The organism is Paenibacillus lentus, assembly GCF_003931855.1.
GTDB classification, from domain to species: Bacteria; Bacillota; Bacilli; order Paenibacillales; family Paenibacillaceae; genus Fontibacillus; species Fontibacillus lentus.
This window is the reverse complement of record NZ_CP034248.1, coordinates 3,386,378-3,399,675: the sequence shown is the minus strand read 5'-3', so window position 1 is coordinate 3,399,675 and position 13,298 is coordinate 3,386,378. Positions and strand designations below refer to the sequence as shown.

General features: G+C 52.0%; 9 protein-coding genes. All 9 read right to left on the bottom strand.

Annotation, left to right across the window (positions count from 1 at the left end; genetic code table 11):
- Positions 1-97: 97 nt before the first annotated feature.
- The gene (locus tag EIM92_RS15315) at positions 98-2,785 is read right to left on the bottom strand and encodes a transglycosylase domain-containing protein (protein ID WP_125083383.1); all 2,688 of its coding nucleotides are present in this window, start codon (positions 2,783-2,785) and stop codon (positions 98-100) included.
- A gap of 130 nt (positions 2,786-2,915) precedes the next feature.
- Positions 2,916-3,155 carry an RNA chaperone Hfq gene (hfq, locus tag EIM92_RS15310; RefSeq protein ID WP_110932657.1) on the bottom strand — a complete coding sequence of 80 codons (240 nt, stop codon included), beginning with the start codon at positions 3,153-3,155 and terminating at the stop codon, positions 2,916-2,918.
- A 21-nt stretch (positions 3,156-3,176) separates the two neighbouring features.
- The gene (gene miaA / locus EIM92_RS15305) at positions 3,177-4,154 is read right to left on the bottom strand and encodes a tRNA (adenosine(37)-N6)-dimethylallyltransferase MiaA (protein WP_125083382.1); all 978 of its coding nucleotides are present in this window, start codon (positions 4,152-4,154) and stop codon (positions 3,177-3,179) included.
- A complete protein-coding gene (locus EIM92_RS15300) occupies positions 4,151-4,924 on the bottom strand; it encodes a class I SAM-dependent methyltransferase (protein ID WP_125083381.1) in 774 nt (257 codons plus the stop codon). The genes miaA and EIM92_RS15300 overlap by 4 nt, the downstream gene beginning before the upstream one ends.
- Before the next feature lie 14 nt (positions 4,925-4,938).
- Positions 4,939-7,059, bottom strand: coding sequence for a DNA mismatch repair endonuclease MutL (mutL, locus tag EIM92_RS15295; protein ID WP_125085211.1), 2,121 nt, complete (start codon positions 7,057-7,059; stop codon positions 4,939-4,941).
- Between the two features lie 71 nt (positions 7,060-7,130).
- Positions 7,131-9,944: a DNA mismatch repair protein MutS gene (mutS, locus tag EIM92_RS15290; protein ID WP_125083380.1), complete on the bottom strand. Its 2,814-nt coding sequence runs from the start codon at positions 9,942-9,944 to the stop codon at positions 7,131-7,133.
- Positions 9,945-9,999: 55 nt separating this feature from the next.
- The gene (locus EIM92_RS15285) at positions 10,000-11,511 is read right to left on the bottom strand and encodes a putative amidoligase domain-containing protein (RefSeq protein WP_125083379.1); all 1,512 of its coding nucleotides are present in this window, start codon (positions 11,509-11,511) and stop codon (positions 10,000-10,002) included.
- A 133-nt stretch (positions 11,512-11,644) separates the two neighbouring features.
- Complete coding sequence (cotE, locus tag EIM92_RS15280; RefSeq protein WP_125083378.1) at positions 11,645-12,190, bottom strand: outer spore coat protein CotE; 546 nt, start codon at positions 12,188-12,190, stop codon at positions 11,645-11,647.
- Between the two features lie 92 nt (positions 12,191-12,282).
- A complete protein-coding gene (locus EIM92_RS15275; protein ID WP_125083377.1) occupies positions 12,283-13,239 on the bottom strand; it encodes an aromatic acid exporter family protein in 957 nt (318 codons plus the stop codon).
- Positions 13,240-13,298 lie beyond the last annotated feature (59 nt).

Sequence of the window (13,298 nt, the reverse complement as noted above, 5' to 3'; positions counted from 1 at the left end):
ATAACAAATGGCCTAAAGTAACAAAAAAACACCGCATTCCCGTTACCGGAACAATGTCGGTGTTTTTTGTCTAAGTGCATTGCTATATTGACTTGGCTTAACCTCCAGAGTTCATGCCGTCCGAAGGATTTGCGAATGGATCCACCATGTCGCTCTCCCCCAGTGGAGGCGTAACCGCATCTCCGCTTCCGGGCTCAACAGTTCCTGAGCCATCTAACTCTCCGGAATTTACACTGCCATCTCCGGCTCCGCCTTGGCCTGGAGGCACACCTGAACCGTTGCCTGAACTATTGCCTGGTCCGTTGCTATTACTATTGCCATTGCTATTTCCGTTCCCATTCCCGTTGCTACTGCCATTGCCTGGTCCGTTACCTTGACCATTACCTGAACCATTACCGTAACCATTTCCTTGTTCTGGGCCGTCTTGGCCATCTCCGTCCAGTCCTTGACCTGGATCGATCCCCTCCTGGCCTTGGTCAGGCGGGATCAGTCCGTCCTGGTCAGGATCGATATCGTCCATAGGCTCTTCTTCTACTACAGTATCAGTCACTACCTTATTAGAAGCACCGCTCTCGATATCATTGACCGGATCATACGCAGTTACATAATATTCATAGCTCGTTCCCGTCACAACCGTTAAGTCTTCGATCGACGTCGTAGCCGAATCTAAGTAATAGGTGTATTCCGATTCGGAAGCTTCCTTGCGATAAATACGGTAAACTGCGCCTTCCTGGTCAACCCCATTCCAGTTTAGAGATACCGTCTGCGTCTCCTCACTATATAAAGCGGTAAGTTCGCTCGGTGCGCTAAGCTCATCTACCACTGGCGGTTCCGCTTGCGGCATGTTCTTCGGCACCGGAAAATCCTTCACCGGAACGTCTTCCAACGCTTCCTTCATGACCGCTGCGAACAATGCGGCGGTTTGACCACTGCTTCCGTTGAGCAAATGATCCTTATCCACTTTGTCGTAGCCCATCCAGACCGCTCCCGTCCACTCCGGCGTGTAGCCGACAAACCAAACGTCACGGTTCTTGCTGCTTCTCAAATTTTTGATGCCGTGCTGTGTCGTTCCTGTCTTACCGGCAACTGGGCGGTTTATACGAGCTCTTTTTCCCGTACCTTCATTTACGACATCCTGGAGCAATTGCGTCATTTGATAGGCGGTTTGCTCTTTAAGCACCTGCTTCTGCTTTGGCGCATCTGCCTTGTGCACCTCTTTGCCGCTATGATCAACGATCGACTTGATTGAATAAGGCTCATTATATCTGCCCTGATTCGCAAACACGCTAAATGCAGTCGCCATTTCCAGCGTATTTGTACCGTAAGTCATCCCGCCCAGCGCTATCGCCAGGTTACGGTCGTCCTTATCCATGGTGATTCCCATCTCGGTCGCGTATTTCACGCCTGTTCCAACGCCAACCTCATTTAGCAGCCATACCGCAGGTATATTAATCGATTTCGTCAATGCGGTTTTAAAACTGATGGTCTTCGAGTAGGATCCGCCCAAATTGTTGGGACAATAATTTCCAAAGCATTGCTTTTCATTGCTGACCATGGAATCCGGCGTAAACTTACCCGTATCCAGTGCCGGCGCAAAGGAAACAATAGGTTTGAACACCGAACCCGGCTGTCTACGGCTGTCGAGACGGCTAAAGCCTTTGCGCTGGTAATCGCGTCCGCCAAGCAGAGCTACCAGGCTGCCATTCTGGTGATTCATTATGACCATGGATGCCTGAACCTGCTGATCATCCTTGCTCTTCTCGAAGAAATCATCATTAGCGAACGCCTTCTCCAGTGCTTTTTGCGCCTTCATATCCATCGTCGTATAAATTTTATATCCACCGCGGTTCAACTGGTCTTCCGTAATACCCCACTTACGCTCCGCTTCCTCAAGCACATAATCCTTAAAAGCTTCGAAGCTTTGATTCCTTGCCGGGGGCTCATAATCATACACAACCGCTTTGGCGTGCTCCATTTCGGCCTGAGTAATATAACCCTGCTCATACATCAGTTGGAGAACTACAGCTCTACGCTGCATGGACAAATCCGGATTACGAAGCGGATTGTATCTGGAAGGCGCCTTCGGCATTGCCGCTAGGGTAGCCATTTCCCATACTTCAAGATCATTCAAATCGCTTTTGCCGAAATAGCGTATCGATGCGGCCTTAATACCATACACCGTACCCCCAAAGTTGATCCGATTCAGATACATCGTAATAATTTCATCTTTCGTCTTGTCGCGCTCTAGCGCCATGGCAATCGACACTTCAGTCGCCTTCCGGAAAAATGTCTTCTCAAAGTCGAGGAAGATGTTCTTTGCGAGCTGCTGGGTAATCGTGCTGCCGCCCTCAACGAGCTTGCGCGCAACGATATCCTTTACGGCAGCCCGGCCGATCGCCCACAGGTCCACACCGTTATGCTCATAGAATCTTTTATCTTCCGTAGCAATGAAGGCATCCTTCAGAAGCTTAGGAATTTCCTCTGATGTGACCGGCTCACTTTTTTCCAGTGACAATTCACCCATCAGGTTGCCATGGCGATCATATACCTTAGATGTCTCGTAGATCGTTAGCTTTCCCTCGTTCTCGGCCAGTATCTTCTCGCCGTTAATCGTAATGTACAGATAGCCTGCTAGGGCGCAAAATATAGCAAACGCGATCGTAAAAAACGAAGTCCACAACACCTTTTTAGCCGTTAGCTTCTTTTTTCTTTTCGCTTTAGGCTTCACCGTCTTCGGTTCCGGCTTGCTGCTTCTTTCCAATCTGGAAGGTCTCTTTGTAGACATGGTTATCTCTGACTCCCTTCTTGCCGCTTTCGCATGATACGCGGAAAGAAAAGAACAACCTCTTATCAGGTTGCTCTGCTCCATTTCCTATACCATTAAACGTAACAGCTTTGAAAAAGTTTCAATCCGCTTATGCTTCGTTCTGATTTTCTTGCATCAGCGAAACGTTGCGCTGCGGCTGAAACGTCGAAATCGCATGCTTGTACACCATTTGCTGGCGCCCGTCGCTGTCGATCACAATTGTGAAATTATCGAACGCTCTAATCGTGCCTCTAATCTGAAAACCGTTGGTTAAAAATACCGTAACAGGGATGCTCTCTTTGCGCAATTGGTTCAAGAACGTATCTTGGATATTAATGGACTTATTCATTAGCCGTACCCCCAATAGAAATCAATAGTGTTTTGAATTATATTCAAGATCAGCGGAAAACTTTCCTGCTATTATAGCATGAGCGGCCTTTAAATTCCCGGAAAAATTTTGGCCGTCACCCACATCGATCCACGAAATGTCCTTCATCCGCCGGAACCAAGAGAGCTGGCGCTTGGCAAAACGCCGGGTATCCCTCTTGAGTTTCTCAATCGCTTCTTGAAGGGGCACACCATCCTGAAGATGTTCAGCAATTTCTTTGTAGCCGAGTCCCTGCATGGATATCATCTCCCGGTTGTAGCCTTTATCCAGCAGTCCCTTTACCTCATCTACCAGTCCGTTCGCGATCATTTCGTCAATTCGCTGTTCAATACGGTTATAAAGCATTTGACGGTCCATTGTCAAACCAATAAGACACAAGTCATAGGGAGACTGCTTCGTCTGACCCTCCAATTGAGACGATAAAGTCTCACCCGTCAGGTGGTAAATCTCCAATGCCCGTACAATTCGGCGAACATCATTAGGGTGAAGTCTGGCTGCTGAATCAGGGTCTACCATGGCCAGTTTTTGATGCAGTGCCTCAACCCCCTCTTCCGCGGCAAAACGCTTCTGCGCTTCGCGGAAAGCTTCGTCCACGCCCGCTTCTGTAAACTGATACTCATAGCAGACCGATTCGACATATAACCCCGTTCCACCGACAATAAACGGCAGATGACCCCGATCATGGATTTCCGTAATCAGCCGCTTGCTCCATTCCTGGAACTGGGCGACTGAGAACGGCTCGTCCGGCTGCAGAACATCGATGAGATGATGGGACACCCCTTGCATCTCCTCAGGCGTAATTTTGGCCGTACCGATATCCATCCCCCGGTACACCTGCATCGAATCACCGGATATAATTTCGCAGGAGAAAGCCTTGGCAATTTCAATGCTGAGACGCGTCTTGCCTACTGCCGTAGGGCCGACAAGCACGAGCAATTTTGGTTTCTGTTGCTTGTTCAAGGGATAATCACTCCGTACGTTATTTTGGATCGAGCGCGGCCAGAGACGCGAAATCCTAATCTTTCGAACTCGCCGCTTCCAATTTTCTCTTTTAAGATGACCGTTCTGCGCGCTACGCGGCACGCTTCGGCGATTGCCGCCTCCTCCAAGCGGTTATTATTGGCAAATGAACGCAAAGGAGAAATGGAGGAGGATTCCAGTACCGGGTCGCGGAACATCGGGTCGAAATAGACGACATCGGCGCTCTGATCCGGCATTTGTTGCAGCAAGTCCAGGTGGTGTCCGCGCTGCAGATCGATGCGTCGGAGCGACTCGTCAAACGACTGAAGCCCGGAAACGTAATACTTGAATCCTTCATGCAGGAGCGCCCAAAGCGGCAGCGAATCCTCCATGGCGATCACTTTGCCTTCCTTTCCAGCGCCGAGAGAGAATACGATCGCATCCGACCCCAGTCCCGCCGTACAATCAACAATCGTATCACCAGTCCTCACGCCTGCCGCTTCCAGCATTGTATCCTTCTCCCCTTTGAGCAGCCTCTTGGCCCGCACAAACGACATGCTGGGATGGAAGGTCATCGGCTGCTCGCCAGGCCGATGCAGACGCGCACCGCCTTCAAGAACGACGAGAATGTCCTCGCCGGGATGAAGCTCGGCCAGCCTCGCCATCGATGTCCGATTTCTTGAAACGAATCGGGCACCGGATTTTGCTGCAAGGGCCATGGCACGTTCCACCGCAGCTGGCGCATCATGCTCTCCGGTCGTAATTATCAATTTTCTTCCTCCGATCACATGACTCGTTTGAATAGCTTCTCCAAATCATACGTGGAGAAGCTGACGACAATCGGTCGGCCATGCGGACATGTATACGGCTGCTTGCAAGCCGCCAGTCTCTGAATCAAGGTACTAGCTTCTTCTGGGGTCAGCTTCTGATTGGCCTTAATCGAAGCTTTGCAGGAGACAAGAATCGACGATTTCTCCCGCAGCTTCGCCAGGTCAATCTGCCGTTCCTGCAACACCCATTCGGCCATTTCCTCGATAATCGCTGCCTCTTCCCCCGATGGGAACCAGTACGGATGGGAGACCACCCGGAAGGTGCCGCCCCCGAAATGCTCCAGGATGACCCCAGCGCTCTCGAACCAGTTCAGCCGCTCCTTCAGCTTCTCACTCTCCGCTGATGTAAATTCCAACGTGATTGGAATGAGCAGTTCTTGAGACGCATCCGCTGGCTGACCAAATTTCTCATAGTAGTATTCATAGTTGACTCGCTCATGAGCCGCATGCTGATCGATGAGATACAGCCCCTCCTCATTCTGAGCGATCAGGTAGGTGCCGTGGTGCTGACCGATCAGGGTCAGCTCCGGGAAGGCCGGAAGCTCCGGCGCCGCCTCTGGCGAGCCGTACAGCGCTTCCGGCATGCGGCCGCCTTGGGCGGGCGCGTAGCTGCTGCCGTACGAGGCAGCAGCCCCCCCGCGCCCCGCAGGGCGGCCTGGCGGCTGCGGCATCTGCCGCGCAGCCGCTGTGCTCCCCGGCCCGCTATCGCGGCCAGGGGAGGCGCTAGCCCCGCCGCCATAGGGCGGGGCAGCTTCGTGCAGCGCGGCGGAGCCTGCGGCCGTCTCTGGACGGCCGAGGATGTACGCGCTGCCAGGGCGCTCTGCGCCGCCCGCGGGGCGATCGTGGCGGTCTATACCGCCGCCACCGCCACCGCTGCCCTCGCGGCGCGCAGCGCCCAAATCAGGCGCAGGCTCCGCTCCCGCGGGGCCTGGCGCCGGGCGATGCCCCGCGGCGGCGTCCTGCGGGGGCAGCCCCAGATTCGCTGCGCCCGCGCCCGCATGCGCCGCCGGAAAATGGAACTGCTCTTGAATTACCGAGCGGTTCGCTCCCTTGCCAATCGTTTGCTTCACAACCTGTGGAATCAGCACCTGGCCCTGCAGAAGCTGCCGGATGCTCTCCTCAACGAAGCTGTTCAGCTCAGGCTCTTTACTGAACCTAACTTCCAGCTTCGAGGGATGCACGTTCACATCGACTAATGATGGGTGCATTTCCAGCTGAAGAACAGCCAGCGGATAACGGTTGATCGGCAGCAGCGTATGATAGGCCCGCAGGATCGCTTGATATAGTCCATGATTGCGAATATATCTGCCGTTGACAATTGTCGACATACCGCTGCGATTCGAACGGGTCAAATCCGGTCGCCCGATATAGCCACTTATTTTGTAATCAAGACTTTCGGCACTAATAGGAACCATCGCCCTAGAAGCATTTATGCCGTATATCGAAGCAATCACCTGGAGTAAATCGCCATTGCCCTGTGTTTGCAATAATGTATTACCATTATGGCGAAGCGTGATGGCGATTTCCGGATGAGCGAGCGCCTGACGGTACATTACATCCGAAATATGCCCTAGCTCCGTCTGGATCGTCTTCATATATTTCAATCGGGCAGGCGTGTTGTAGAACAGCTCTTTGATCGTAATATCTGTACCCTTCGGAGCCGCGGCCTCCTCGCTCTGCTTCAAAGAGCCGCCTTCCATCACGATGACTCGGCCGAGTCCGCTGTCATCGCTGCTCGTCAGCAGCTGTACTTTGGCGACAGCCGCGATACTCGGCAATGCCTCGCCGCGAAAACCCAGGCTTCGGATCTGAAATAAATCTCGTCCCGTCTGCAATTTGCTTGTCGCATGGCGAAAGAATGCTGTCTCGCAATCGTCCGGTTCAATCCCCGAGCCATTATCCGTCACACGAATGAGTTGGAGACCGCCCTCTTCTACCTGAACTTCAATTTTGCGGGCCCCGGCATCCACAGCATTTTCAACCAGCTCCTTGACGACCGAAGAAGGGCGCTCAACCACTTCCCCGGCAGCAATCTGGTTGGCAATATGCTCGTCCAAAACAACAATTTGGGCCATCATCATTCACCTCTTCCTGCAAGCTTTTCAGCGATCTGCCGCAAATCAGTAATTTGTAATGCGGTTCCTCGTTATAAGTCTTTTACTTTCAGTTTCAAATCATTGACAAGCTGCATCGCCTGCAGCGGCGTCATATTTAGCAGATCAGCATTATTAACCATGTTAAGTATGCTGCGAATTTTCGCGTCTTCCTCGGTCGGCCTCGCTTTCGGCATAGGCACTTCTTCGCCGAATATCGAGAGCTGCACCACTTCCGGGCTTCCATCCACCGATTTATCGGGTACGTTACTTGTTACTTCGTTCGTAGCTCCGCTCGATTCCTTGTTCCGTTCTTCATTAGGAACACCATTCGAAGCCATACCCGAAACATGATCCACTGCGTTGCTCGATCCCTCAATCTTCGCTCCAGCCAACGCTACATCCCCAGTCTTGTCCAACGCCTCGGCTTTGTCATGACCCGTTCGAGCCTCTGTCCCTCCGGACGCTACCTCGGCAGCCGCTTGCTCAAAGCCTTGAAGCAGCCCGTAGGCACGCTCAATAATACCGCCCGGCAGCCCGGCTAACCTAGCGCAATAGATCCCATAACTTGTATCCGCCGCTCCCGGAATAAGCTTGCGCAGGAAATGCACCTTATCCCCGCTCTCCTGAACGGCCATAGAATAGTTTCTAAGCCCCGACAAACTGCTCTCCAAATGGGCCAGCTCATGAAAATGCGTAGATACGAGCGCTTTACAGCCAATATGATCATGCACGTATTCAATAACCGCCTGGGCAATCGCCATGCCTTCACTCGTTGAGGTACCGCGCCCCAACTCGTCGATGATGATCAAGCTGCGCGAGGTTGCTTTCTCCGTCATAACCTGGATATCTGCCATTTCAACCATGAATGTACTCTGCCCGCCAATTAAATCATCGGCCGCGCCGATGCGGGTAAAGATGCGGTCAATCATCGGAATTTCGGCCGCTGAAGCCGGAACAAAGCTACCGATTTGCGCCATGATCGAGATGAGCGCTACTTGACGCATATAGGTACTCTTCCCGGCCATATTCGGCCCGGTAATAAGCAGAATACTGGCCTCTTTCTGCTTCAGTGTCGTTCCGTTGGCAATAAACGCGGAATCGCTCATAACCGATTCAACGACCGGATGTCGGCCCTGTTCAATGACCATATCATAGCCATCGATCAGCGTTGGCTTCACAAAGCCGCTGTCCGCCGCTACCGCTGCCAGGGAGCGATACACATCGATCTCGGCAATATGCTCGGCGAGCTGCTGCAGTCGGGTGATTTCCCCGCTGATCTGCTCGCGCAGCTCGGTAAACAAAGCGTATTCGAGATCGACCATCTTCTCTTCCGCTTCCAAAATCAGCGTCTCTTTCTCCTTTAGCTCCGGGGTTACAAAGCGTTCCGCATTCGCCAGCGTTTGCTTCCGTTCATACCTGCCTTCAGGCAGCAAGGACAGATTCGCTTTAGTCACCTCGATATAATAACCGAACACTTTGTTGTATCCGATTTTTAACGACTTAATTCCCGTAGCCTGGCGCTCCGCCGCTTCCAGCTCGGCGATCCAGCGTTTGCCGTTCGTACCGGCTTCCCGCAGTTCATCGAGACGCTCATGATAACCGCTCTTAATGATGCCGCCATCTCTAACGGATACCGGAGGCTCGTCCGCTATAGCAGCCTCGATTTGATCCGCCAAGTCCACGCATTCATCCATATCCCCGGCTATCCGGGCAAGCGTTAGCGAGGCCGAGGACTCGCACAGCCTTTTGATCGCCGGCACTTGTCGCAAGGACAGCTTCAGGGCGATTAAATCTCGCCCGTTCGCGTTGCCGAAGGCAATCCGCCCTACGAGCCGCTCCAGATCATAAATCTGCTTGAGAGCTTCCTTCAAATCTTCTCGCAGTATAAAATCGCTATGCAGATGGCTAACTGCCTCCAGACGTTCCTCGACCTGGCTGCGATGCAGAAGCGGTTTATCGATCCAGCGCCGCAGCATTCTGGCGCCCATGGACGTCTCCGTGCGGTCAAGCAGCCAGAGCAGCGAGCCCCGCTTGGAGCGTTCGCGAACCGTCTCGACCAGCTCCAGGTTGCGGCGCGTGAACGGATCGAGAATCATATAATGCTCCGGCTCATAAGCGGATATTTTCGTAAGCTGTCCCAGCGATCGCTTCTGCGTCTCGCTCAAGTAACCGACTAGCAGGGCTACACAGTCGCGGCGCTCCGGCTCCAGCCTTGCCCAGACCGCCTCGCCAAACTGCTTGCGTCCCAACTCATCCTTCGCCTTATCCCACGGCGTATAGACGATCGGTTTGCCTACAGGACTGCTGGATTCGCGCATCCATTCCAATAATCCGTTGTCCCCGATCATCTCAGAGGGATCATAGAGCCCGACCTCGTCTCTTAGCCACTCTTTGCTAGAAGGCGAGGAACTTACATACAATTCACCGGTAGACAAATCGCAGGAAGCTATAGCCATCATGCCCTGTCGCTCTGTAACACATAAAATGTAGTTATTGGCCTTGTCCCCGATGGTTTTCCCTTCCATGACTGTCCCCGGCGTAACGACCCTCACAATTTCCCGGCGTACCACGCCTTTCGCCTGTGCCGGATCTTCAGTTTGCTCACAAATCGCTACCTTATAACCTTTCTCGATCAGCCTGTGGATATAATTCTCGGCAGAATGGTAGGGAACGCCGCACATCGGAATTTTCTCCTCCGGGCCTCCCCCTCTTGCCGTTAACGTAATTTCCAGCTCCTTGGCGGCTAGTATTGCATCATCAAAGAACATTTCATAAAAATCGCCCAGCCGGAAAAATAGAAATGCATCCTGTGCCTGGGCTTTCACGCTTAAATATTGTTGAATCATCGGCGTATAGGTTGCCATGCTCATCCTCCATGCCCATTTCGTAGACTTCTATTATATCAAAAGCGACCTCAGCTTACGAATGGTTTTCCAATTTCCAAACCTTACGAATATCCTGCGTCTCGTCCCAGGTTCGCCCAGACATGGTCGCTTCCATAAACGGGGCAATATAGCTCTCGTACTTCGGATAGACCGCTAGTGCAGACAGATCATTATACAGTTCGGCCAGTCCCCTACGGAGCTGCAGCTGCTCCCCCTGGTAGAACGCTGTGTACATTCGTTCATTCTGCAGTGGCCTTCGTTGTAACAGCTCCCAGTGTCCCGCGATCAGTGCAGCGATCGCCACAACTCCCTTAGTTACTAGAGGAGAAATTAAGAAGCTGGGCAAGGTACGGTACTCGAATCCTCCGTGTTTCTGAAGCCGGAAGTCGCCTAAAAAACCATACCTCGGACGCCTTTTGTAACCGCGGCGATCCTCCAAGACTGCGACCGGCAATGCCAGATAATTATCCAGTACTTGCAGCAGTTCAAAGGTCAATGGAATCCCGCTGAAATGAACATGACCTCCTAGGGGGAAACCGCGTTGGGGCATCCCTCCTGCCTGCCATTGCAATGCCTTATCATCAATCGCTCTATAGGCAATCCGGAAAGCACGCAGTAAGTGCACGAGCACTTCCCGCGGCTCCCCACCGGGCTGCGGACGCAGCTCAGCCAGCGGAAATCGGCGCTCCCCCCGGTATCTTAACGAATCGCAGCCCGCCTCGCCGGCAATCTCCAAATAACGTGAAGCGGGAATCACTTTGCCTGTCGCCCGGTTAAAGAGCAGGAACTCTGGATCCATTCCGAGGAGCTTTTTCGGCCCATTCGCCTGGGCTGTGCTATGATTCAGCTCCACTAGCAGGCTGATAATAGCCTTGGCAGCGAGCTCCGCCTGATCTATCCCGCCAAAATCCGGCATAGCTGATACATGCTCCACGGTGAATCTACCATCTTCTCCCGCATGGATCGTCACTTCTCCCATTTGCAGATTCAGGGCATAAAGCGTGCGAACCGCGATTTTTTCAAGCCGGCGTTCAAGCAGCGAACGACTCCCCTCCTCTTGCCTAAGCTGTGGTCCGTTGATACCGCCCGCACCGAGTGCTGCGATCGAAGTAGCCCGTAAATGAAATACCTGAACGATATAGCGGCGAATGAATCTGCGTTGGCGAATATGATGCGGTATGTTTCCGGATTCTGTCAATGAGGCATTTAGCCCACTGATTGTCAAGCGATTTTGTCGCTCATGAATTGAGCTGCTGAGGAATTTTTGCAAATTTTCATTCATGATGGACAGCCTCCGAGAAGCCGGCTCCAATCTCTGTTCGGCCTCCTGCGCATTTGCCCGCCCGGCAGCCGCCATGTAGCTGACTTCTAACCATAGCTGAGAATAAGATACTAACGCATTTTCCGTCTTGTATTCTCCAACCTTCCTGGACTCGACTCGAAGCCTCTTACCGCGAGCCAAAGTTTTCAAAGCCTCCAACAGCCTGTCGGCAGATGCTCCAGGATTGACTTGAATACGCAACGCAACATGACCGATTTGCTCCATTCCCCTACCCCCTCGTACAAAACTGATCCGTATTTTTTTATTTTTTATACAAAAAGAGGGCAGCCGCCCTCGACGACGCCGCCCCTGCCGCATATATTGGATTATCTTCACCTAGCGCATGTTTCTCCCGAAGCTACAGCTCGTCGTCGAGGAGATCTGGATCCAGGTCTTCATACTCACCCAGATCGGATCCGAAATCGAACTCCTTGTCTTCGTAATCGCCGCCCGGCACAACAAGGACATTGATCTTCGTTTCAGCGATGAGCTCGACGGCGAATTCCCGCTCTACACGGATGGATACACGGCCATCCCCAGTTACACCCGCTTCAACGGTGCTCGGTTCCTGCGTTGCCTCCGCAGATACTTCCACCGTTGAAGAGCGGTGTCTGGAATCCAAATAGGTTAGCGGTACATTTTCTACATAAGAAATCGTCTCTTTGGCTACTTCAGTCTGAGAGTTTTTGCTGAAGGAATACCAAATGTTTACATCGTAAGTACCAATAACTTCAATTCCGTCGCCTGCGGAGACCGCTTCATACTGGTGGTTTATAATCCACGCTCCAAGTATGCTCGTCGGCTTATGAGGCGGAGTCACGGTATGGGTTACGGTAGAGAACTTACGACCTTTGCCACAGATCGCTTTCGTTATAATCTCTCTACTTTGATATTTCGATGACATGTTCGAACCTCCTCCATACATCATTCACTACAATTGTATGCAGGACATAGGCGAATGTTGATTGGACGAAGCAAATTATTAAGAAAAACGGTCTATCGCTTTGATTTCGCGGGAACTTTATCTTTTTTGGCAATTTCCAAATACATCGCGAGCTCCCGACAAATTTGAAGAACGGCCGAACGGATTTCGAATTCCTCACGCGTGGATGGCAGCTCCATTTTCTTGAATTCCTGCTCCCACTCCAGCAGCATCGCTTCCGTTCTTCCGGTATATTCCGCCTTCGTAACATCCAGACTCAAACGTTCGAACAACATCGCGGCGATCTCCGTCTGCGGCATTCGCTGAAATACTTGGGCGATAAGTTCGAGTATCGACTCGATCCGCTCTAGTTGCTGCTTGCGCATGTAGAAATATACACTCCAGGACTCATCCGGTGAGACAAGCTGATTCTCAAGCGCTCGCTTGGCGGTAGAAAGACCTTGATCGATCAGGGCGCCAGCTTCAATCAGTTCTTTCCCGTCCCACACATGCTGCGGATGATGAAGAGTCAAAGCAATTTGACTAAAAATGTCTGCGAAAAGCTCGTCGATTTTCTGCCGAATTTCGCTTAGTTTATTTTGTTCCTTCGGCATATAGATCAAATTCACGAGCATCGCAGATCCGAGCCCGATCACCAGCAGCTCGACTTGTGTCAGCAACACGTTTAGGCTAAGCTCCTCCCCCCCGAATACTCGAAAAACGACGACAGAGCTAGTGACGATCCCATCCTTGAATTGCGCCCGCGCCATAAGCGGGAATGCGATCAATATATAGAGGACGAGCACCCAAATTTGAAAGCCAAGTATGTAGAATAATCCGAACGCCAGCAGCAGTCCCATAACTGACGCAAAAAAACGCGAAGATACGGTCAGCAGACTCCGTTTCCTCGTCACTTCCACTCCTAGAATAGCTAACAGCCCCGCTGATAGCGCTCCTTCAATTCCAAAAGCGTCTGCGATGATAACAGCTATTAATGTTGCAATTGCTGTTTTAATGACACGAAAACCCATGTAATCCCGCCTTACAATCCTTAAAATATAAAAAAACTGCCCTGAATAGCATGGTACTA